The organism is Pseudoscardovia radai (assembly GCF_002259605.1).
Lineage (GTDB): Bacteria > Actinomycetota > Actinomycetes > Actinomycetales > Bifidobacteriaceae > Pseudoscardovia > Pseudoscardovia radai.
The window spans coordinates 163,004-185,520 of record NZ_MWWR01000005.1 but is presented as its reverse complement, the minus strand read 5'-3'; the positions used below and the strand labels follow the sequence as shown (position 1 = coordinate 185,520).

The following is a 22,517-nucleotide window of genomic DNA, read 5'->3' as shown; positions in this document are numbered from 1 at the left end:
CAAGAGTCCATATCGACGGGATGGTTTGGCACCTCGATGTCGGCTCGTCGCATCCTGGGGCTGGAGCAGGTCCCAAGGGTTCGGCCGTTCGCCGATCAAAGCGGCACGCGAGCTGGGTTCAGAACGTCGTGAGACAGTTTGGTCTCTATCCTCTGCGCTCGTTGGAATCCTGGGGAGCCCTGCCCATAGTACGAGAGGACCTGGGTGGACGAACCTCTGGTATGCCGGTTGTCGCGCCAGCGGCACGGCCGGTTGGCTACGTTCGGTTGGGATAACCGCTGAAAGCATCTAAGCGGGAAGCCCCCTCCGAGATTAGGATTCCTTGACGCCCCTGGGGCGTCGTGAGACCCCTTGAAGAACACGAGGTCGATAGGCCGGTGGTGGACACCCCGCGAGGGGCGGAGCCGACCGGTACTAACGGTCGAACGCATACACACATCAACATCTTCATACTCGCACGTTGGCGGACGACCCCCACCGGGGGCAACGGACGGCAAGCAGCATACTGCGCGACACACGACGAGAACGAAGAATCACCTACGCGTCCCTGTCCGGTCCCCAAACCACGGGAACCCCCGGCCGACACCACCCCCTCGCGGGGCGGGACGGACGGGATAACAGAAGGATTTGCGGCGGCCATGGCCCGGGGGAAACGCCCAGTCTCCATTCCGAACCTGGAAGCTAAGGCCCGGCACGGCGATGGTACTGCACTCGGCAGGGTGTGGGAGAGTAGCACGCCGCCGCTCTACAACGATCACAAAGGGAGATGAGCTACGCTCATCTCCCTTTTTTCGTCTTCCGCTCAATGGATCCAACGGCATCCGGCGACTTTTGCGGCCATCAGGCCGCAAAAGTCCGGCGTCGCGGGAGGAAGGCCGGGGCGTGATGTGGGGGTCGGGCCACTTTTGCGACCATCTGGCCGCAAAAGTAGGGGGATGCGGTGGGCAGGATAGGTCGGTGTGTCGGTATCGGGGCAGTTTTGCGGTGATTCGGCCGCAAAAGTAGGGGGATGCGGTGATGACGGGTGCGGGCACAAAGGCTGGGAGTCCGATGGGACCGGCCGGTCGTCCGGGGGTCGCAACGATGGCTACCGGGAAAACCGCATGCCTGCCCGACGCACGACTACAATGGAATACGTGCCGGCAACGATGCCGCACCGCCCAGACAACACCGGGCACGAATAGATGGGGAGCTGAGATGATACGACATGCGTCCAATACCTCGTTCCGCAATTCGGCGGAGCTCAAGACTGCCGAAACCGCCTCTTCCATTGATGTCGCTTTGTCCGTGCATGGGCTGCGTCATTCCTATGGCGGCGATGCGTTCGTTGTGGACGGCGTGTCGCTAAATTTCCCCGTCGGTTCGTGGACTGCGGTGATGGGGCCATCGGGGTCTGGCAAGTCAACGCTCCTGTACTGCATGAGCGGGCTCCTGCGTCCGTCCGAAGGTCGAGTGTTGTGCAGCGGCACGGACATCACTGGGCTGTCGCCTGACGAGCTGACGCGGTTCCGCCGTGAGCATTTTGGATTCGTTTTCCAAGGCTACAACCTGCTCCCCGAGCTCACCTGCACGCAGAACGTCATGCTACCCACTCTCTTCGGTCCCGCCCCGATCAGCGAAGCTCAAGCTGACGAAGCGTTGACAAGCGTGGGACTGGACGGGTACGGCGATAGGTATCCGGATGGTATTTCTGGCGGCCAGAGCCAGCGCGTGGCGATTGCGCGTGCCCTCGCCACACATCCGGGTGTGGTGTTCGCCGACGAGCCCACAGGCGCGCTGGACACACACACGACGCGCGCAGTCATGGATTTGTTCGGCATGGTCGTGAAGCATGGGCAGACGCTGATCATGGTGACGCACGATCCGAACGTAGCGGCGTGTGCAGACCGCGTGGTGTTCCTCGTAGACGGGCGAGTGGCCAGCGTCCACGGTAGGATGAGCGCCTCGGACATCGCGCTGGCCTTCGCCAACGGATTCGTCAGTCCTGCCGACGCTACCACGATCCCCGACGGTGAGGTGCACATCAGCGCGGACTCGCACGATGGGGAGTGAATAGCCATGCGATTCCTTAGCCTGTCCAATCAATTCCGCCGCGCGCACCGCGCTTCGTACCGCTCGCTTTGCCTGTCGCTTCTTTTCATGTCCGCCCTCGTGTCCACGGGATTTCTCGTGCTGTGCTCCGCACAAAGCCATGACGGCGCGCCTACTGCGGTAACCGCTCTTCAACGTTTGGAAACACGCGCCTACTACGAGGGAACCGCTGAGTTCATGAGAATCATGGTCTCATCCTGTCTGCTCGCCTCGCTTGTGCTCACAGTGTCAGCGGTCGGTTTTCTCGTGCAGGAGAATCGTCGGCAGTATGCCTTGCTGTACCTCAACGGAGGCACACCCCGTCAGGTGCGTCTCATGGTGATGGCCACACTGGGTGCGCCGGGCCTTGCCGCCATCGCCCTTGGCACAATCGCCGGGTGCGGTCTATGCTTCCCGCTTGCCCGTCTCCTGGTCCGGATCGGAGGCGCCGCACCCACGTTCCGTATGGCCATCCATCCGCAAGGAATTCTTCTGACGCTACTCTTCATGCTCCTCGCCTTGCTTCTGGGAATCCTCCTGGCGACACGACGCCTGACCGACGTCACCCCCATCGAGGCGGTTGCCGGCATGAGCGCACCGTCCCATACGATTGGCCGCATGCGAATCGCGGCGGCCATCGTTCTCGGCGCGGGCGGCCTCGCCGTCGGGTTCGTGCCTTCGGGCATGCAGGCAGAGGCCCGAATCATCGTGCAGACCATGCTATATGTCGCCGCCACCGCCCTCGCTGCGCCGATCATCATGCCTCATATCGCTGCCTTCGTCACCGCTCTGTCCGCCCCGTTCAACCGGGCCGCGTATCTTGTGGCGCGGCAACGGAGCCTCAGAGGCGGGCAGCGGGCAGCGTCCGTGGCGCTTCCCGTCATTATTCTTCTCCTGGTCGTCTGCCCGTTCCTGTCGATGATGGACGTGGGAACGGCCGAAAGCGTCGCGACAGATATGGCACGGATTCCGTCCCCTCTCGTCTTGCGCAGCACCGGAACCGGCGCAGGCAGCACGGATGGTTCACCTGAATCGCACTACGCGGCGGCCATGGCGTTCGCCCGCAACTCGTCCAACGTGGAATCAGCGAGCATATTCGATGCAGAGCGTTATGCTGCCGACACCGGGCGGACCGTGCGCACAGCCCTTGTTGCCAAATGCGACCGAGACACATTGCTCACGAGCCTCGTCATTCATGCCGTCACCGACGGAAGCCTGAACGACCTAGACGATGACGCAGTGGCCGTGGCCAGCGGATATGGGCAGGTAGGCGACACCGTCACCTTCCGAGGCACCGACGACGCACCGCACACATTGCGGATCGTCGCCGTGTTCGGTTCCCTTCCCGGTCTTCAGCCCGACTACATCGCGCTCACCGACGCGCTCGGTACATCTCGGGGATCCAACGCATACGTCATGGGATACCTCGACACCGGCAGCCCGCTCGCTGTGCAGTCCGCGTGGAACGCCGATTCATCCCTCTCATGGGCCCACATGTACACCAAGCAGGAGTTCATCGACTATTACGTCGCCTATCGCAGGCAGGGACGGACGGGCGTGTCCACATTCATCGCCGGTGCCGCTTTCATCGCACTCATCGCACTCATTCAGGCAGTCGGGACCGCCGTGCGCGAAGCCGCGCCCGGTGACCGACTCCTCGCCCAGATATGCGCTCCGCGCCGCCTCGTCACTGCCATCGGGCTCATCGAATACACAGCCGACGTCATCGCCGCCGCGCTCACCTCGGCACTCGTATTCACCCTCATCTGGATTTCCATGACGCTTATCACACGTGCTGATGGTCTGGGCCTCCTCCCGCCCGTTCCCGCGCGCGTCTTCCTTATCCTCATCCTCGCCTGCGTGGCAATCAGCGCCATGGAATGCCTCGCCGCCATGGGGAGGAACAGGAGGACATGCGAAAACCGGTCATAATGGGCGGGCTCTTTCACAAGGCAGACGGTATGCCGAGACGTCCCCGGAGGAACTCGAACTCGTGAATCGTTTGCACATCGTTGTTTCGAACGCTTGGGAAACCATGAGTTATCCACAGGCTGAGGCCTGATATTCCAGCCATTTGCTCTCGAACGCCCCAAAAATCGTTGACCTTCGTCCACATTGTCAGGCCGCCCGGCGTGTCGCGTTGCGTCCCTGGTACGGTGACCGTACACCAACGACGTAAGGGAGTCGGCCTAGGCAGCCGACCGGTGGCGAAGCCGCCGTCATCCGCCCCGCCATGGCGGGCGCAGGATTCATGAAGTGCCTTTCTCGGCCCGCAGTGGGCCTCGGTGGACGTCGAACCGTGCAGAAAGGCAGAGCAATGACATTCCATTTCCATCGTGCCTCGCATCGAGGGGCCACCTCGCATCAAGGGACAACCGAGCCCCGAGGGGCCACCGTGCCTCGAACCGACGCGCCTCACGGAACCGCGCGCCTCATCAGCGCACGATCCGCCGGCGCCCATGCGGCGCCGAGGCGCAGGGCTTTCCGACTCGCACTTCCCTGCGCCTTCCTTCTTGCGCTGTCCCTGGCGTTCTCGATTCTCCAAGGCAACGCCGCGGTGCTGGGATTGCCCGGGTACTGGTTCAATCCGACGACGGACGGAACCAGACGCTACGGGTACCACGAGGTGGCGCTCAGCGTCGTGTCGTATGCCGACGGATACCCGGCCTATTGCATCGAGCTCAACAAAACCTTTGACAAAACGGCCGGCTGGACGCCTGCTCCCGTGCCGGATCCGACGTACTATGTCGCCGCCCGCATGATCAACGACCACGCGGCTGACAGATCCGACGAGGTGCAGGCGGCCGTGAGCTACGCGCTGCACAAGCATATCGACATCGGCGTGACGCCGGCGCAGCTCGAGCTGATGACGCGCGCCGGACTCGAGGGCGGAGACATGGCAACGGTGAAAACCCTCGCGGACCATTTCTGGAATGATGCCAGTGCCAAAGCGAACACAGGGCTGGCGACGGAGTATCGTTACACCGATCGCAGCGCCGAGGGCGTGGTGCGCGTGGAGGCGCGCAATGCGAACGGCGAGTACCTGTCGGGCATCGATTTCACCATCGCCACCACCGGTCCCATCCGGCTGGCGCAGACCTCGGGCACCACGGTGAACGGGGTGCTCGAGATCCCGTGGACGGCGCAGGGAACCGGAGACGCGAGCTATACGGTGAGCTACCGTCAGCCGACGCTCTACCACAGCCGCAATCCCGAGGCGCAGGACACGATCCAGTTCCGCGGCGACGGGCAGGTGTCCCTCGACGCCGTGCAGCTGCGCGTGGTGGAGTCCTTCCAGCCGACGGTCACGAGTTCGGTGCCGGATACGCGCGTGGAGCGCGGGGCGTTGCCGCTTGACACGATTGTGTCGGGCATGGACGCGGACGGCGTGTGGCCGGCGGGCGCGACGGTTGTGGCCGATGGCTCGCTGTACGGGCCGTTCGTCTCGAAGCAGGAGGCGGATACGCCGGGCAAGTGGACCGACGCGGCGCTCAAGGGCGTGGCGTCGCATGGGTTCGCGGGGCCTAGCGAGTCGCATACGCTCGGCGCGGCGGAGGTGACGCCGGCCGGAGGCATCGCGTCCTTCGACGAGCTGCCGACGGGATGGTACCGCTGGGTGTGGCGCATTTCGAAGGACCGCCAGTCGCCTGCCGTGCGGGAGGCGATGATTTCCGACTTCACCGACACCCAGGACGTGGAGGAAACCGGCGAAGTGGTGCATGCGATGGACGTCACACTGGAATCCACGGCCAGCGCGAAGACGGCGCAACCGGGAGAGGCGCTCTGGGATGACGTGACGCTCGGCGTCCGGGACATCAACGGCGACGGCCGCGTGACGACGATGGATTGGCTCCACGATTCCTCGTGGGGCGGGGACGGCGCGGATGCCGTGGCGCATCAGATACCCGTGACGATCGTCGGCGGCCTGTACATGGTTCCCGGCGCTGCGCCCGCGCAGGGCGGCGCATTGCCGGAAGGCGCCGCGCGCGTGGCGTCGGGGCACATCGTGACGACCCGCGAGGGGACGGTGCGCTCGGACGGGCATGTCAGCGCTGATGAGGCGGCGCGCGGCGTTGTGAGCGATGAGCTGCGGGCCGAGGAAGGCTATGAGCTCGACGATTTGCCCGCCGGCAGCTACTGGTGGCACTGGCAGGTGGCGAACGCCGGACAGGAGGCGGCGTCCCGCGCGACGGGGCATGCCCTGGCCGACGATTATCCTTTCGAACATGATGTGTCGATGGCGCATGCGGAGCCGGCCGAAAGCACCGAGATCCTGCGGATGCAGCCGACCGTGACCACAAGCGTGCCGGACGCGTATGGGACGGACGGCGGCGGATCCGAGACGGACGGCCTGTATGACGGCGACCATCGCAGTGCATATCCGGTCGATTCGTCGAATATGCCGTGGCTGGGCTCCGCGGTGGTGGAGCATGTGGAGAAGGGCAGGCCGCTGCTCGATCAGGTGACGGTCGGCCTCGATTCCACGGTGCCGCACAATACGTGGTATCACGCGGCGGGAAGCGGCGAGCCGGTGACGGTTCGGCTGACAGGCAGGCTGTATGGTCCGCTGGATAAGGAAACCGCCAAGGGAATCGTGTCGGGCGCCGCCGGCAAGGGCACGACCGCCGATGCGGGCGCAACCGAAGCCGGCGCCGATATTGCGGCGGGGCTGCCCATCGCGCGCATCGCGCAGCTCGACGTGAACAAACCCGGCGCGTATATCGTCGACGGCACGGCGAACGGCGACGGCGAGGTGTCGGACACCGTGGAATCCGCCGACGGAACCGACCTGGCCAACCCTGCCTCCGGCTGGTATCTGTGGCGGTGGACGATTTCCAACGCCGAGCAGACGGTTCTCAGCGAGCAGACCGGGCATCCGCTGCGCACGGTGTCGACGGATCCGCGCCGTCCCGCGTATCCGTTCCTCCACGATGTCGACGACGGGCTGGGAAGCGCCGAAGAGAATATCGTCGTGCCCGTCACGCCGTCGCTGACAAGCCTTGTGGCGCCGCGCCCCGCCGAGGACGTGGCCGACCGCGAGTCGGTGGTGCGTGTGACGGACGAGGCGACCGGCCTGCTGGCCATCCGGACGGGTGCAGTTATCGAAGACACCATCGATGTGGCGCCATCCTCTCCGGGCGATCTGTGGCTGACCTGGACGCGCGAGTCGACCGCGACGGGAATCGACGCCGCGGAGAAACCGATCTCCGTGACGCTGACAGGCGACCTATACCGCATTGACGAGGAGCGCTGGCACGAACTGGCCGCCGAACCGCTGGAAAGCGTGCCCGACTGGGCCGGCGAGCCGGTGGCGACGCGCGTCATCGACGGCGTCGACCACTTCGGACAGTACACGTCGGAGCCGGTCAGCATCGGCAGGGACGGCGTCTACGTGTGGTTCTGGCAGGTGACGCCCGACCTCGAGACGGCCGACCATCTGACGGAGGAGGCCTGGCACCAGTGGACGCATATGCGCATCGGCCACGCTTTCGGGCTGCCCTCGGAAAGCTTCGTCGTGCGCGACGAGGTAACCGGCGCCGGATGCTCCGTACGCACTGAGGCGAGCGCCGACGTGGCCGACGGCAGGCCGATCCACGATACCGCCATCGTGACCTGCGAGGAAGGCGCGCCTGCCGACGCGATCCCGCAATCCGTGGACTTCCCGCTCTACCGCCAGGCGGCGGGGGCCGACGCATCCCGCGACACCCTTGTGCGCACGCTGTCGGCGAAGTTCATCGATTCGGCGGCCTTCCCGATCCATGACGGACGGGTGAGCCGCACCACATCCGTGACGGTTGCCAGCGATGAGACGGTGGTGGACGCCCGCGGCACGTATTACTTCGCCGAACGCGCCTTTGTGAACGGACGGCAGGAGTATCTCGGCCCGCAGCGATGCGCCAGCGAAACGGTTATTGTCGGCGAACTGCCACGAACCGGATCGTCGACGGGCGCCGCCGTAGGCTTCGGAGCCGCGGCCGCGGCGGGCGGGCTGGCGCTTGTGATCGCCGTGCGGCGCCGGCGCCGTGAGACGATGATTCGCTGAGGCGCGCGTCATCGAAACACCGACGCGTCTGAAACAGACGCATAACGCAGAAACCCCGGTCGGCGAATCCGCCGACCGGGGTTTGTCAAACAGCAAGAGGAAGAACCGCGGTTCCGCCGCCTCCGGACACCCATCACATCCGGATTCGCGGTGCACCGCGGCGTCGTACGACCGACAGGGGGTACCGGACGGCACCTGGAATCGGAAACCATGCGGAACATCGCGGCCGCGCAAGGGTCGCAAACCGTTCCGTCGGGCCAATCGAAGGCTAGCCTTCGAAGAGCTAGCCTTCGATGGCGATGCGATGCGCGTCCTCGACTTCCTGCGCGTTCTTCTTCGGAACGGTCAGGCTCAGGATGCCGTTCGCATACGTGGCCTTGATGTCGTCGCGCTTGATGTCGTCGCCCACGTAGAAGCTGCGCGTGCAGGTGCCGTAGTAGCGCTCGCGGCGCAGGTACTTGCCGTTGTCATCCTTCTCATCGTTGGCGTCCTCGCGCTTGGCGGTGACGTTCAGGTAACCGTTCTTGAGGTCGACCTGGATGTCTTCCTTCTTGTAACCCGGCAGATCCATCTCGACCGTGTACGCGTCATCGGTCTCGCGCACATCCGTCGTCATGAGGTTCTGCTGGGCGCGGCGCGTCGCGGCGCTGTCACCGCGGCCCGCGTAGCCGAAGAACGGATCCGCGAAGAAGTCGTCGAAGAGATTTCCACCAAAAACAGTCGGAAGCATAGCCATGATCTGTACTCCTTTTGTACTGAGTTTCCTTCGCCCGCCTCTCTGGCTGGCGTCTGATTCTTAAGATATTCCGCTTCCGCCGGGGCGGTGCCGGATTTTACCGTGGGTGAAAAAGTTGAGTGATGGAGACTCAAGTTTTGAATTCGAGGGGGTGCTGGTGGGTGCGCGGGGTGGTGAACGGTTGCCGGGTACGGTGGGTGCGGAAGGCGTTGGGGTGCGGCACGGTGCAGCGCGGTGCGGGAGGGGATACGATTCCTCCGGTTATTCGGTGCATCCGGGTTGTGCCCGGCGGTGGAGGCGGTCGGCGTGTGGAGCTGTTCAGTGTGAGCGGATGTGTGCACTGAACGGTGTTGACCCCTGGTCGGGCCGGGGTTTCGTGGGGTCGGGGCCGTTCGGTGTGAGCGATTATGTGCACTGAAGGGCGTTGACCCCTCTTGTGGGGCGTTGTGGCCGGGTCGGGGCCGTTCAATGTGAGCGATTATGTGCGGTGAGCCGCCCGGCATCTGTGGAAAGCGTCGCGAATGGGGAGGCAAGGGTGTTCGTGGTGAGGATGTTTCGCCATGGGGGGCGATTTCGACGCCGGGAAGGCGGGGTGGTCGGGGAATCGTGGTTCGTGGTGAGGATGTTTCGCCGCGAGGGTGGTTTTCGCTGGGGATGGGCGGTGCGATTGGGGAAATCGTGGTTCGTGGTGAGGATGTTTCGCCATGAACCACGATTTCGACGCCATGCCTGGGCGTCGCTGACGGGGAAATCGTGGACATGCCCGAATATGAAGAAAGCCCGGCGACTGCCGGGCCTGCTTCGGAAGGGAAATCACAGAGAAGGGAAGTTATCGGTTTTTCAACCGGTGATATGAGTAAAACGCACGGTCCATGGCATTCCCGGAAAGCTTCCTGAAAGCCATCTGGAAATAATGTGTGCATTCGGCGCAGGCCGGTCCCGGTGCCGGTCCCGGTGCCGGGACCGGTGCTTTCGCGGCCAGCTGGTATGCTCAAACGCGCATTGTGAACGTTTCGCCACGGAACCATGCGACACCAACACGGCCCGATAGCGAATTCCCAGGCAACCAACACCAAACCCATCTACGAAAGAAAGACAAGAAAGAGAAGAACGGTGGACTATTCACTCTTCACCCGTGTGCTGGCCGAATTCCTCGGCACGGCCATCCTGCTGATCCTCGGTAACGGATCGGTCGCAGCAGTGTCGCTCAAGGGCTCCAAGGAGTTCCGCGCCGGTTGGATCATCATCGTCATCGGCTACGCATGCGGCGTCATGTTCCCGTGCCTGATGTTCGGCGGCGTCTCCGGCGCGCATATCAACCCGGCCATGACCCTCGCGCAGGCCATCAACGGCATGTTCCCGTGGAACGAGGTGCTTCCGTACATCGCCGCGCAGCTGTTGGGCGCCCTCGTGGGCCAGCTCATCGTGATCCTGTGCTACTGGCCGTACTACAAGCAGACCGACGACTCCGACGCCGTGTTCGGCACCTTCTCCACGAACGACGCCGCCGGCAATATGTTCAACTACTTCGTCAACGAGTTCGTCGGCACCATGATCCTCGTGCTGTGCGCGCTGTGCAGCCTGAGCCTGCCGTGGGGCAAGGAGAACCTCGCGGCCGGCGCCATCACCGTCGGCTTCGTGTGCGGCGCGCTCGTCGCGGCCCTCGGCGGCCCGACCGGCCCGGCGCTCAACCCCGCGCGCGACCTCATGCCGCGACTTCTCCACCAGGTCCTCCCGATGCCGCACAAGGGCTCCTCGCACTGGAAGGAAGCCTGGGTGCCGGTCGTGGCTCCGATCTGCGGCGCCACGGTGGGCGTCGCGCTGTTCGCGCTGTTCGTGTGACCGGCGATATGAACCGCTGATGCGCGGAGCCTCCGCCCCGCGCGCATGTGAACGAACCAGGGCCGCCTTTCGGGGCGGCCCTGTGTTGTATGCGGGGGGCGGGGATGCGGTTGAGGGGTCACGATTGCGCGGAAGACGATTGTGAGGAAGGTGATTGCGCCATTACGTGCGACAATGGGGGCGTTGTGGCGTGCCGCGACGATGCGCGGCGGGGAAGCGAGGATGCAATGACCATGATGGACGCGGCGAATACGACGGACACGACGGCAACCGCCGGCGCTACCCAGACCGCTGACATCCCGAATGCCGCCGCCTTCCGAATCGTCGGACGCCTCGCCCCGTCCCCGACCGGTCGCCTGCATATGGGCAATGTCTACGCGGCGCTCGCGGCCTGGCTGAGCGCCCGGTCGCGCGGCGGCACCGTACTTCTGCGCATCGAGGACATCGACGGTCCGCGTGCGGTGCCGGGCGCCGACGAAGCCATCATGAACGACTACCGGTGGCTGGGTCTCGACTGGGACGGCGACCCCGTCTGGCAGTCGCGGCGTCCCCGCCTGTACGACGCGGCGCTCGAAACGCTGCGGCGCAAAGGGCTCGTCTACCCCTGCTTCTGCTCGCGCGCCGACCTGCGCGCAGCCTCGGCGCCGCATGACGACGACGGCTTCCTCATCTACCCGGGCACCTGCGCCCGTCTCGACGACGCGGAGCGCCGGCGCCGCATCGAACGAGGCGACCGCCACTCGTGGCGCCTCGTCATGCCTGACGTCGACATCACCGTGCGCGACCGCATCTTCGGCCCCCGCACCTATAACCTGGCGCGCGACTGCGGTGACATCGTGGTGCGGCGATCCGACGGCATCATCGCCTACCAGCTCGCCGTCACCGTCGACGACGTGGCGCAGGGCGTCACGGATATCGTGCGCGGGCGCGACCTGCTGCGGTCGGCCGCCATCCAGATGTGGCTGCGCCGCTGCCTGTGGGGCGGCGACGCAGAGACGCTCCGCTCCGAGGGGAGTGCGGCCACGCACCACGATGGTGCCGTTGGGGATGGCGCCATCGTGGACACCGCGCCGCACGGCGTCGCACAGCAGGACGCCGCATCCGCCGATTCGCTCGGTCCCGATCCGCTCCATCCGTCGTTCGCGCATGTCCCGCTGCTTGACGACGGTGCCGGACGACGCCTCGCCAAACGCACCAAAGCCGTCGACATCGGCGCGCTGCGCGAGGCGGGGGCGAGCGCCGAAGGCATCGTGGGGGAGTGCGCCTGGCTTCTCGGGCTGCAGTCCGCGCCCGCCCCCGCGCGTCCCGCCGATCTCGTCGACGCCTGGAGCGACGCCGCGGTGCGGGCGGATCTTCGCGACCGGCGTCTCGATGCGGCGGCGCTCGCGGCGCTGACCGCAGCGTGAGCGCCGGGCGCAACGCGAACGCCGCGCCGGGCGAGTCCGCCTGTTGTGCGGCGTGCACGGTGCGTGCCGTCGTGCGTGGTAAAACGTGGTGTAGGACGACGTACCCGTGCGGCGCGGTTCCGCGCCACGGCGTACCCGCGCAATGACGTCAGGAGCGTGACATGACCGCATATATGGATCACAAGGATCTGTCGAACAGGACCATCGATGACGCGCGCGCCAGCCAGATTGCGGACGGCGTGCACTCCGTGCAGGAGCAGATCGCGCAGGCGGAGGCCGCGGCCGGGCGCCCGGCCGGCTCCGTGCATCTGCTGGCGGCGACGAAAACCCGCGACGTGGGCGAGATCATGGCGGCGATCGACGCCGGCATCCGTCTGATCGGCGAGAACCGTCCGCAGGAGGTGGAGGCGAAGGCCGACGGTCTGCGCGAGGAATGCGCGGCACGCGGCATCGATATCGCCGGCAGCCTGGGGGATGGCGCGCATCTGGGCTTCCATCTGATCGGCCAGCTGCAGGCCAACAAGATCAACAAGGTGCTGGGTGTGGTCGACACGATCGAGTCGGTCGATTCCCTGAAGCTCGCCCAGCGCATCGCCACGCGCGCGGCGGCGCGCGGCATCACGGCCGGCGTGCTGCTCGAGGTCAATGAATCCGGCGAGGAGAGTAAGTCCGGTTGCGAGCCCGCCGAGGCCGCGGAGCTGGCCGCGCAGATCGCCGACCTCGACGGCGTGCGTCTCGACGGCCTCATGACGATCGGCGCGCATGTGGACGACGAGGCCGTGATCCGCCGCGGCTTCGCGCATCTGCGTGGCTTGCGCGACGAGTTGCAGTCAAGCATCCCCACCTGCACGCAGCTGAGCATGGGCATGACGCATGACCTTGCCTACGCGGTGGCCGAGGGAAGCACGATTGTGCGCGTCGGCACGGCCATTTTCGGGCCGCGCGCCTTCATCTGACGATTCGATGCAGATGGCATGACGATGGGCCGGATCCGGTACGCCGGGTCCGGCCCTTTTGCATGGGGTGGGGATGGTGGCTTGTCCGAGGGGCGGCGGTCTGGAATATATATGTGTTGGTTCGGTGAAAGGTGGGAGTTTTCTTGCGACATGCCGGGAGAATTAGTGGCGTTTATAGATTAACCGTGTTAATCTATAAACCAGTTCAAGCCGGAATGGCAGCCGGTCGGTCGAAGACGAAAGACCGGACGCCATGGTGAGAGCTCATATTCCGCAACGTCCGCGGGAAACCGGGGGCGAAACGGAACACTCCATACAGCCATACGCAACACATCACGGACACAAGGAAGCGTCAGTCATGGAAGGCACAGCCAAGACCACACAGGCTCTGGTCTCCGAGTACAACAGATCCAGCGTGCTGGAATACCTGTATCACAACGGCGTCTGCTCCCGCGCGCAACTCGCCGATGCGCTGTCCCTGACTCCCGCGGCCCTCACGAAGATCTCCGCACGCCTGCTCGATACCGGCATCATCGAGGAGACGGGCGGCATCGTGGGCCGCAAGAACCGCCGGTCCATCGGCCTGCGCTTCGCTTCCGAGCGCCTTCACGTCATCGGCGTGAAATTCGCCCGGAGCCTTGTGCAGATCGGCGTCTTCGACCTCAAGGGCACGCCCCTGAGCGTCACGGACCTACCGGATGTCACCGACGAGACGATTCCCGACGCCGTGCGCGGCGTGCACGAAACCGTCGGCATCCTGCTTGCGCAGGATCCCAACGTCATCGCCATCGGCATGGCGGTGCCCGGCCCCTACCTACGCACCGTCGGCCGCACGGCCCTCGTCTCCTCCATGCAGGGGTGGCGTCGGGTCAATTTCCTGCGCGAATTCGGCGGCGCCTTCCGTGTCCCCGTGTTCGTCGAGCAGGATGCGCGCGCCGGTGTGCTCGCCCAGAGCCTGTTCTCCGAAAGCGCCGACGCGTCCAATCTCGCCTACTACCTGCTGGGCGAAGGCGTCGGACTCGGCGTCATCGACCACGGCGAGCTCATCAACGGCGCCCAGGGCGCGGCAACCGAGATCGGCCACGTCAGCATCGACGTGAACGGCCGGCCCTGTGATTGCGGCAATGTGGGCTGCCTCGAGCGCTACTGCTCGGCGGTCGCCATCCACCACGACCTCGTGGAGGACGGCACCATCGTCCCCGGCGCGGCGTCCATGAGCCACCGCAAGGCGTGCATGGAGCTGTTCAAGGCGAGCGACGAGGGCGACGAGGCGGCGCAAAGCATGGTCGAAAGCATCGGACGATTCGTCGGCTTCGGATGCGTCACGATCATCAACGCCTACAACCCCGATGTCATCGTGCTCGGAGACATCGTCTCCCACGGCGGGGATCGCCTTCTCGCCGCCGCCCGCCGGGTGGTCGACGAACGGGTGCTTCCCGAGCTCAACGATTCGACGGATATCCATCTGTCGGATCTCCCGGAGGATGCGACGATCCTCGGCGCGGCAGCCGTCGCCATCGACCGCTTCCTCGACCACCCCTCCGACTTCCTCGCCCTCGGGGCCTAGGCGCGTCACGCGCAATGGCCTCGTCCGCAGCCACATCCACAACAACGACTTTGAAAACCACCATCAACCGACGGCTTCGCCGCCACAGCCACAACAGAAAGGTCACATCATGAACAAGCCCATGGTTCTCTCCCTTGGCGAACTCCTGTGGGATATGCTCCCCGGAGGCAAGCGTGCGGGCGGCGCCCCGGTCAACTTCATCTACCACGCCACCCATGCGGGCGCCGAGGGCTATGCCATCTCCGCCGTCGGCGAGGACGAGCTTGGCGACGAGCTGCTCGAGGCAGTCAAGGCCAACGGCATCAACTCCGTCATCCAGCGCAACGCCTGGCCCACCGGAACCGTCGACGTGACCCTCAAGAACGGCATCCCCGAGTACACGATCGTGCGCAATGTGGCGTGGGACCACATCCTGCTGACCCGCGAGCTGATCTCCTATGTGGAGAAGGCCGACGCCGTGTGCTTCGGCAGCCTCGGCCTGAGGGCTCCGGAGTCGCATGACACCATCGTCGAGCTGCTCAAGCATGTGCGTCCGGGCGCCATGAAGTTCTTCGACATCAATATCCGCGGCGACCACTACTCCAAGGACCTCATCGAGGAGCTCCTGGGCTACGCCACGGTGTTCAAGCTCAACGACGCCGAGCTCCTGCTCCTGCGCGACATGTTCGACATCCGCCAGGCCTCCGATGACGAAGCCTGCCGCTGGTTCCTGTCGAAGTACAACCTCGATTACGTGATTCTCACGGCCGGTTCCGACTTCAGCACCATTGTGTCGAAGAATGGCGAAAGCTCCACGCTGGCCACCCCGCATGTGGAGGTGGCCGACACCGTGGGCGCCGGCGACTCCTTCTCCGGCACCTTCGCGGCCCGCATCCTCACCGGTGCGACGCTGGCCGAGGCGCACCGCTCCGCTGTGAACACCGCGGCCTTTGTGTGCACCTGCGACGGCGCCTGGCCGACCTACCCCGAGACCATGCCCGACTACGTCGCCGAAGCCGCCGCCTAGGCCGAACGGGCGTGCCGGGCGTTCCCAAGCGTCCGTCCTTCGTCCATCCTCCGCTCCGTCCGCCGGCGATGAGGCCGGCGCCCGGAGCGGAGGCCCGGCATCGTTGCCGATCTTGACCGGCGCAGACAGCGCCATCCACACCATTCCGGCCTCGCCGGAACACGGTCCCGCGCATTCGCGCGAACCGAACCGAACCGGATTCAGCCGGAACGGAACACAAGAGAAAGAACCACCATGGCACAGACACCTGCCACCACCAACCCGAAAGGCGCATCGCATACCGGGGCCAAGGCCATCGTCCCCGTGATGTTCGCCTTCTTCGTCATGGGCTTCGTCGACCTCGTCGGCACCGCCACGAACTACGTCAAGCCCGAATTCAACCTCTCCGACACCCAGGCGAACCTGCTCACCACGATGGTGTTCTTCTGGTTCCTCATCTTCTCCGTGCCGACCGGCGTGCTCATGAACCGCATCGGCCGTCGCCGCACGGTGCTGTTGTCGATCCTCGTCACGGTCGGCGCCATGCTCCTGCCCGTCATCGCATACACCGCATGTGCGTCCGACGGCGCCAAGACCGCGCGCCTCGTGCTTATCGTCATCGGCTTCATTCTTCTGGGCATCGGCAACACGCTGATGCAGGTCTCGCTGAACCCGCTGCTCGCGCTGTTCGTCAAAGGCGACCAACTTGCATCCACCCTCACCACCGGTCAGTTCGTCAAGGCATTCGCCTCGCTGTTCGCGCCGTTCATCGCCTCCTGGGCATCCAAGCAATTCGGTAAGTGGTGGCTCCTGTTCGCCATCTACCTCGTCATCGGCATCATCGGCTACGTCCTGCTCGCCCTCGATAAGATTGACGAATCCGGTGTCACGTCGTCCACCACCACCATCGCCCGCTGCTTCAAGCTGCTCGCCGACCCCGTGATCCTCCTGTGCTTCCTCGGCATCGTCGCTCATGTCGGCGTGGACGTCGGTGTCAACGCCCAGGCGCCGCGTATCCTCATGGAACACACCGACATCGCCCTCGAAACGGCCACCAACGCGACGATGGTGTACTTCATCGCCCGTATGATCGGCTGCTTCACCGGCGGCATCGCGCTGAAGAAGATCAGCAACAAGGTGGGCCTGCGCATCTGCGGCGTGATCATGGTGCTGTCCGCCGTGTGCTTCGCGGTGTTCTCCTCCGTGCAGACCAATCCGCCGGTCGCGCTGTTCTGGATCGCCGTCGCGCTTGTCGGCTTCGGCAACTCGAACGTGTTCTCGCTGTTCCTCAGCCAGGCGCTTATCACCGAGCCCGAGCGTCAGAACGAGGTCTCCGGCCTCATGATGATGGGCCTTATCGGCGGCGCGATCTTCCCGCCGCTTATGGGCGCCGCCGCCGGCGGCATGGGCCAGATCGGCGCCATCCTGGTCATGTCCATCGGCTGCCTCTATGTGTTCGTCGTGTCGCTCGCGTACCGCGTGCTCGAGCGTCCGAAGGCCGTGAAGAACGCCTGATGCGATGCTCCCGCTGCAAGTCCACGGCTCACCGGCAGACGCAGGTAGCCGGGCAACGTAGCTATCCAAGCAACGCGTAACCTGATAACACACATAACCCGACGGCACAGATAACTCGATAACACAGGCCGGTTCGCACGCCCCTCTCGGCGAGGGATGCGCGGACCGGCCTGTGTCGTTTCACGCCGTGCCGAATCGTTCCCGGCTGTGCGAAGAGAGGGGCGCGGCTCACGAAGCTCCCGCTCCGTCCGTTCGCCGTGGGCGGGGAGCCGGGGAGCCGGTACGTGCCTTGGGTAGACTGGCCGTATGAGGATTGCGCGTTTCAGCATTGACAATACGATTCGTTACGCCTTCGTCCAGAAGGACGCCCAGGACGGGCTCGACTATCTCGTCGAGCTCAACGGCTTCCCGCTCGGGGCCGAGCCCGTGGAGCCCACCGGCAAGCGCTACTCCCTCGACCACGAGGGGCTGCGTCTGCTTGCGCCGGTCATCCCGTCGAAGATCCTGGGGCTGGCCAAGAACTACGAGGCCCACGCCCAGTGGATGGCGGGCGGCGACCCCACCGTGCACGCCCCCGAGGAGATGGTGATCTTCTCCAAGCCGAGCACCTCCGTCATCGGGCCCGACGACCCCATCGTGTTTCCCTCGTATTCCAACGACCTCAACTTCGAGCCCGAGGTGGCCGTGGTCATGGGCCGCGTGACGAAGAACGTCAGCGAGGCCGACGCCATGAAGCATGTGCTGGGTTACACCTGCGTCAACGATGTGACGCTGCGCGACCTGCAGGGATCCGACCCCATGTGGACGCGCGCCAAGGGCTTCGACACCTCGTGCCCGCTCGGCCCGTGGATCCAGACCGAGCTCGACTACACCGACGCGGCCATCTCCTTCACGCTCAACGGCGAGAACGTCGAGAAGGCATCGGGCACCACGAAGAACCTCATCCATTCGATTCCGCAGCAGATTGCGTTCATCTCGTCGTTCACCACGCTGCTTCCCGGCGACGTCATCCTGACGGGCACGCCCGACGCCTCCGGTTCCCTGAAGCCCGGCGACGAGGCCATCGTGCACGTCGCGGGCATCGGCGACCTGCGCAACGTCGTCGTGCGGGGCTGAGCGCCGCGCCGCGTCCTTCGCGCCGCGTCCTTCGCACCCGGCCCGCCAACCGAAAGCCGCTCATCCATACGCGACACGCCGTGCCCGCCGCCCGGACGTTGCCGGCCAACGTCCGGCGCGGTCACGTATGATACGAAAAGCAAGGGTCTGCGCACGCGACGATCGGCCCCCGGCGGGTTCCGTTCCCCAGAATCCCCGGCCCATCGGCCAGACGGCGCTCTCACACAGCTCTCATACATCAGAAAGGCATTCCCATGGCAAACAATGACGCACCGATCCGTGTTGCGCTGCTGGGCGCTGGAACCGTCGGGTCTCAGACGGCCCGTCTGCTCGTCGAGCAGGCCGATGAACTGGAGGCACGCGTCGGGCGTCGCATGGAGCTTGTCGGCATCGCCACCCTCGACCCGGTCGAGGCCCCGTGGATCGACCAGTCCATCGTCACGAACGACGCCGCAGAGCTGGCGACGCGCGCCGACATCGTGATCGAGCTCATCGGCGGCATCGAGCCCGCCCGCACCTTCATCCTCAAGGCCATCGACAACGGCGCCTCCGTGGTGACCGCGAACAAGGCCCTCCTGGCCAAATGCGGCCCGGAGATCTACGCCGCCGCCCGCGAGCACGGCGTCGACATCTACTTCGAGGCCGCCGTCGGCGGCGCCATCCCGATCGTGCGCCCGCTGCGCGAATCCATGGTCGGCGACCGCATCAACCGCATCATGGGCATCGTGAACGGCACGACCAACTACATCCTCGACGAGATGACCACGAAGGGCCTCGACTTCGACGAGGTGCTCAAGGCCGCGCAGGACGCGGGCTTCGCCGAGGCGAACCCGACCGCCGACATCGACGGCTTCGACGCCGCCTCCAAGGCCGCGATCATGGCCTGCCTCGCGTTCCACCGCGACGTGAGGATCGACGATGTGCACGTCGAGGGCATCCGCAACATCACGGCCGCCGACATCGCCGCAGCCAAGGCCCTCCACCGCGTCATCAAGCTGCTCGCCGTCGTCAAGCAGAACGACAAGGACGAGATCAGCGCCGGCGTCTACCCGGTTATGCTGCCGGAGACTCACCAGCTCGCCAAGGTCGGCGGCTCCTTCAACGCCGTGTTCGTCGAGGGCGAGGCCTCCGACGACCTCATGTTCTACGGCCGCGGCGCCGGCGGCGCTCCGACCGCCTCCGCCGTGGTGGGCGACGTCGTGACCGAGGCGCGTCACCGCGTGCACAGCACGGTCGGCCCGGACATCCCGCTGTACTCGAACGCGCCGATTCTCGACGCTGCCGACGACACCTCGAGCTACATGCTGCGCATGAGCGTGTTCGACAAGCCGGGCGTGCTTGCGAACGCCGCGCTCGTGTTCGCCAAGCACGGTGTGTCGATCAAAACCGTCCAGCAGGTCGAAGCCGAGGGTGACGACGGCACGCATGAGCTGTGGGTCATCACGCACGCAGTGAGCGACCGCCAGATCCGCGAGGTCGTGGAGGACCTTGAGAAGTCCGTCAACGACATCAAGTCCGTGCTGACGGTGATCCGCGTTTTCGAAGGCTGATTTTCCGACGGGCGGCGGTGCGGGGGAGTCCCGTGTCGCCGCCCGCGGCATATATGCGCGTATATACGATGGTCTTGCCGGCGCTGCATCCGTGACGGTGTCGCGATACGATGCCCGGTCGACGGCATCGTATGACGATGCACAGGAACGCGCCGCAATGGCGGACGATAGTGGAAAGGCAGAGAAATGACCGGTGACATGCCCGGTACGGCAACCGACCGTCTGCAGGGGGCGGCATCCGCGCGGCCCCGCATCATCAGGGTGACGGTTCCCGCAACGAGCGCGAACCTCGGCCCCGGCTTCGATACCGCGGGCCTGGCGCTCGGCATGCGCGACTCCATCGAATTCGAGGCGTTGCCCGAGGGACAGGTCCGGATCGACATCCACGGCGAGGGCGAGGACACCCTGCCGCGCGATGCGTCGCATCTCGTCGTGCGCGCCTACAATCAGGCGTGCCAGGCCTTCGGCTTCCCGCGCACCGGTCTGCGCATCGACGCCACGAACCGCATCCCGCAGGCGCGCGGCATGGGATCGAGCGCCGAGGCCATCACCGCCGGCGTCACCGCCGCCATGGCCCTCAACGGCCGCACCCTCGACCGCCCGACGCGCGACGCCATCTTCGACGTGGCCGCGCGCATCGAAGGCCACCCCGACAACGTGGCGCCCGCCGTATACGGCAACATGACCGTTTCCTGGGATTTCGACGCCGCCGACGAGGTGCCCTCCAGCGAGGCCGACGCCCCCGGCGTGGCCCATGCCGACGGTACCGGCGCCACGTTCCCCGGCTCCCCGCGCCCCTTCGCCTCCGGCTACCACACGCAGGTGTACCCGGTGTCGCCGAGCATCAACGCGTGGGTGTTCATCCCCGATTACGAGCTGTCCACCGAGCGTGCGCGCCAGGCGCTGCCCGCGCAGGTTCCCTACCATGACGCGCTGTTCAACGTGTCGCGCGTGGCGCTGCTGCCGGCCGCCCTCGGCGGGCAGTGCGGCGATGACACGAACTCGATCCTGTACAGCGCCACCGCCGATACCCTGCACCAGACCTACCGCGCCTCCTTGATGGAGCCGAGCGCCGCGCTGATGCGCCGCCTGCGGGCCTTCGGCTACGCGTCCATGATTTCCGGCGCCGGCCCGTGCGTTATCTGCGTGCATGACGGCGACGATTCCGAGGGCGTGCTAGCGGTGGCCGGGAAGGCGCTGGCTTCCGGCCATTGGCGCGTCGAGCATCTGCCGATCGACACCGAGGGCGTGCTCGCCGAGACCATCGCCTAGCGTCCGCCACGCCGCAAAACCGTCGGGTCCGTCGTATGCCACGTCGGGCCCATCGTATGAAAGAAAGCAGCAACAGCAGCATATGAGCGTTTCCGTCATCCTCGCCTCCCAGTCGCGGCCGCGCCGCAACCTTCTGGTCCAGTCGGGCATTCTGCCGACGATTCGCGTCTCGCATGTGGACGAGCCGCAGACCTTGCGCGACGAGGCGGCCCGGCGCGGCCTGCCCGGCGTCGATGCGCTGACGCCGGCCGACCAGGTCGCGGCGCTCGCGGCCGCCAAGGCGCGCGTCGTGGCGGCGACATACGAGCAGACCGCGGCCGCCGCGCGCCGTGCGACGGGCGAGCTCGTCGTCAGTCGGCCGCTCGAGGACGGATTCGGAACCGTGTCGCAGGTGCTGCCGATCCGTGAGGCGCTGCGCAACCACGAGGGCATGCTGGCGTCGCCGGCCGGGCCGCTCGTCATCGGCTGCGATTCCATGTTCGAGATCGACGGGCATGTGTACGGCAAGCCGCATACGCCCGAGGTGGCGCACGAGCGTCTGCGCTCCATGCGTGGCGCGTCGGGCGTGCTGTGGACGGGGCATACGGTGGTGGATCTCGCGAGCGGCCGCGAGGCGAGTCGCACAAGCCGCGCCGTCGTGCGTTTCGCCGATTTCTCCGATGCCGACATCGACCGGTACGTGGCCAGCGGCGAGCCGCTCGAGGTGGCCGGGTGCTTCACGCTCGAAGGGCTCGGCGGGCCGTTCATCGAATCGATCGAGGGCGACCCGAGCGGGATCATCGGCCTGAGCCTGCCGACCGTGCGCGCCCTCGTGGCCGAGCTCGGCATCGACTGGACCGACCTGTGGAACCTCGTGGGGGAGGGCACCGTGCGCCCCGGTGTGTCGCTCGATACGGCCGATCCGTCGGCCGACGGCGAGCCGCCGTCCGAAGAGGCCAAGGACAACGTGCACCAGCCGGGCGATGGCTGGGTGGACTGCCCGTGCGGGCACCGCCACTGGGGGCATAACGGCGCCTCCGGCGTGCTGTTGGCCCGCCGCGACCCGACGACCGGCCGCATCACCGACGTTCTGCTGCAGCATCGTGCGCTGTGGAGCGCCGAAGGCGGCACGTGGGGCGCCCCCGGCGGCGCGACCGCGGACGGCGAGAGCCCGCTCGAGGGTGCGCTGCGCGAAAGCTTCGAGGAAGCGAATATCCGCCCCGAGGACATCGACGTGGTCGGCGCGTATCTCGAATCGCACGGCGCGTGGGGATACACCACGGTTTTCGCGTTCGAGAAGCCCGGGCACACCGTCATTCCGCAGGCGAACGACGACGAAAGCCTCGAGGTGCGCTGGATTCCGCTCGAGAGCGTCCAGGATCTGACGCTGCTGACCGCCATGCGCAACGATTGGGATGGTTTCGTCGCCCGCCTGACCCGCATCTCCCGCTCCCTGCTCAAGTAGAGGCGCGCGGGGTGA

The 22,517-nt window shown here is 65.8% G+C and carries 14 protein-coding genes and 2 rRNA genes; 15 read left to right on the top strand and 1 reads right to left on the bottom strand.

Annotation, left to right across the window (positions count from 1 at the left end):
* The 5 genes from PSRA_RS04010 to PSRA_RS03990 all read left to right on the top strand — a co-directional run.
* A 23S ribosomal RNA gene (locus PSRA_RS04010) occupies positions 1-438 on the top strand; the annotation flags it as partial.
* Positions 439-628: 190 nt separating this feature from the next.
* Positions 629-746: ribosomal RNA gene (gene rrf, locus PSRA_RS04005) — 5S ribosomal RNA — on the top strand.
* 451 nt (positions 747-1,197) lie between these two features.
* Positions 1,198-2,052, top strand: coding sequence for an ABC transporter ATP-binding protein (locus tag PSRA_RS04000; RefSeq protein ID WP_094660604.1), 855 nt, complete (start codon positions 1,198-1,200; stop codon positions 2,050-2,052).
* A gap of 225 nt (positions 2,053-2,277) precedes the next feature.
* Positions 2,278-4,002 (top strand): FtsX-like permease family protein, encoded by a 1,725-nt coding sequence (locus PSRA_RS03995; RefSeq protein ID WP_158216314.1) that lies wholly within the window; start codon positions 2,278-2,280, stop codon positions 4,000-4,002.
* 463 nt (positions 4,003-4,465) lie between these two features.
* Entirely contained in the window at positions 4,466-8,113 is a 3,648-nt protein-coding gene (locus tag PSRA_RS03990; RefSeq protein ID WP_158216313.1) for an LPXTG cell wall anchor domain-containing protein, read from the top strand.
* A 283-nt stretch (positions 8,114-8,396) separates the two neighbouring features.
* On the opposite strand, the gene PSRA_RS03985 is transcribed toward PSRA_RS03990, so the two are convergent.
* Positions 8,397-8,849, bottom strand: coding sequence for an Hsp20/alpha crystallin family protein (locus tag PSRA_RS03985; protein ID WP_094660601.1), 453 nt, complete (start codon positions 8,847-8,849; stop codon positions 8,397-8,399).
* Positions 8,850-9,962: 1,113 nt separating this feature from the next.
* Here PSRA_RS03985 and PSRA_RS03980 point away from each other — a divergent pair.
* From PSRA_RS03980 to PSRA_RS03935, 10 genes are all read left to right on the top strand, one after another.
* Positions 9,963-10,691 (top strand): MIP/aquaporin family protein, encoded by a 729-nt coding sequence (locus PSRA_RS03980; RefSeq protein ID WP_094660600.1) that lies wholly within the window; start codon positions 9,963-9,965, stop codon positions 10,689-10,691.
* A 320-nt stretch (positions 10,692-11,011) separates the two neighbouring features.
* Positions 11,012-12,097, top strand: coding sequence for a glutamyl-Q tRNA(Asp) synthetase (locus PSRA_RS09560; RefSeq protein ID WP_245834883.1), 1,086 nt, complete (start codon positions 11,012-11,014; stop codon positions 12,095-12,097).
* A 161-nt stretch (positions 12,098-12,258) separates the two neighbouring features.
* A complete protein-coding gene (locus PSRA_RS03970; RefSeq protein WP_094660599.1) occupies positions 12,259-13,053 on the top strand; it encodes a YggS family pyridoxal phosphate-dependent enzyme in 795 nt (264 codons plus the stop codon).
* Positions 13,054-13,411: 358 nt separating this feature from the next.
* Positions 13,412-14,620 carry an ROK family transcriptional regulator gene (locus PSRA_RS03965; protein ID WP_094660598.1) on the top strand — a complete coding sequence of 403 codons (1,209 nt, stop codon included), beginning with the start codon at positions 13,412-13,414 and terminating at the stop codon, positions 14,618-14,620.
* Between the two features lie 109 nt (positions 14,621-14,729).
* The gene (locus PSRA_RS03960; RefSeq protein ID WP_094660597.1) at positions 14,730-15,626 is read left to right on the top strand and encodes a carbohydrate kinase family protein; all 897 of its coding nucleotides are present in this window, start codon (positions 14,730-14,732) and stop codon (positions 15,624-15,626) included.
* A 234-nt stretch (positions 15,627-15,860) separates the two neighbouring features.
* Entirely contained in the window at positions 15,861-17,120 is a 1,260-nt protein-coding gene (locus PSRA_RS03955; protein WP_094660596.1) for an MFS transporter, read from the top strand.
* Between the two features lie 306 nt (positions 17,121-17,426).
* Positions 17,427-18,236, top strand: a complete 810-nt coding sequence (locus tag PSRA_RS03950; RefSeq protein WP_094660595.1) for a fumarylacetoacetate hydrolase family protein — start codon at positions 17,427-17,429, stop codon at positions 18,234-18,236.
* Between the two features lie 254 nt (positions 18,237-18,490).
* Entirely contained in the window at positions 18,491-19,786 is a 1,296-nt protein-coding gene (locus tag PSRA_RS03945; protein WP_094660594.1) for a homoserine dehydrogenase, read from the top strand.
* 198 nt (positions 19,787-19,984) lie between these two features.
* Positions 19,985-21,058: a homoserine kinase gene (thrB, locus tag PSRA_RS03940; protein ID WP_094660618.1), complete on the top strand. Its 1,074-nt coding sequence runs from the start codon at positions 19,985-19,987 to the stop codon at positions 21,056-21,058.
* 82 nt (positions 21,059-21,140) lie between these two features.
* On the top strand, positions 21,141-22,502 hold the full coding sequence (locus tag PSRA_RS03935) for a Maf family nucleotide pyrophosphatase (RefSeq protein WP_094660593.1): 1,362 nt from the start codon (positions 21,141-21,143) through the stop codon (positions 22,500-22,502).
* The last annotated feature ends 15 nt before the right edge of the window (positions 22,503-22,517 follow it).

Excerpts from the sequence above, each read along its gene's own strand:
- PSRA_RS04000 (WP_094660604.1), top strand. The coding sequence starts at position 1,198 with ATGATACGACATGCGTCCAATACCTCGTTCCGCAATTCGGCGGAGCTC.
- PSRA_RS03995 (WP_158216314.1), top strand. The coding sequence starts at position 2,278 with ATGGTCTCATCCTGTCTGCTCGCCTCGCTTGTGCTCACAGTGTCAGCG.
- PSRA_RS03985 (WP_094660601.1), bottom strand. The coding sequence starts at position 8,849 with ATGGCTATGCTTCCGACTGTTTTTGGTGGAAATCTCTTCGACGACTTC.
- PSRA_RS03970 (WP_094660599.1), top strand. The coding sequence starts at position 12,259 with ATGACCGCATATATGGATCACAAGGATCTGTCGAACAGGACCATCGAT.
- PSRA_RS03965 (WP_094660598.1), top strand. The coding sequence starts at position 13,412 with ATGGAAGGCACAGCCAAGACCACACAGGCTCTGGTCTCCGAGTACAAC.
- PSRA_RS03960 (WP_094660597.1), top strand. The coding sequence starts at position 14,730 with ATGAACAAGCCCATGGTTCTCTCCCTTGGCGAACTCCTGTGGGATATG.
- PSRA_RS03955 (WP_094660596.1), top strand. The coding sequence starts at position 15,861 with ATGGCACAGACACCTGCCACCACCAACCCGAAAGGCGCATCGCATACC.
- PSRA_RS03950 (WP_094660595.1), top strand. The coding sequence starts at position 17,427 with ATGAGGATTGCGCGTTTCAGCATTGACAATACGATTCGTTACGCCTTC.
- PSRA_RS03945 (WP_094660594.1), top strand. The coding sequence starts at position 18,491 with ATGGCAAACAATGACGCACCGATCCGTGTTGCGCTGCTGGGCGCTGGA.
- thrB (WP_094660618.1), top strand. The coding sequence starts at position 19,985 with ATGCCCGGTACGGCAACCGACCGTCTGCAGGGGGCGGCATCCGCGCGG.
- PSRA_RS03935 (WP_094660593.1), top strand. The coding sequence starts at position 21,141 with ATGAGCGTTTCCGTCATCCTCGCCTCCCAGTCGCGGCCGCGCCGCAAC.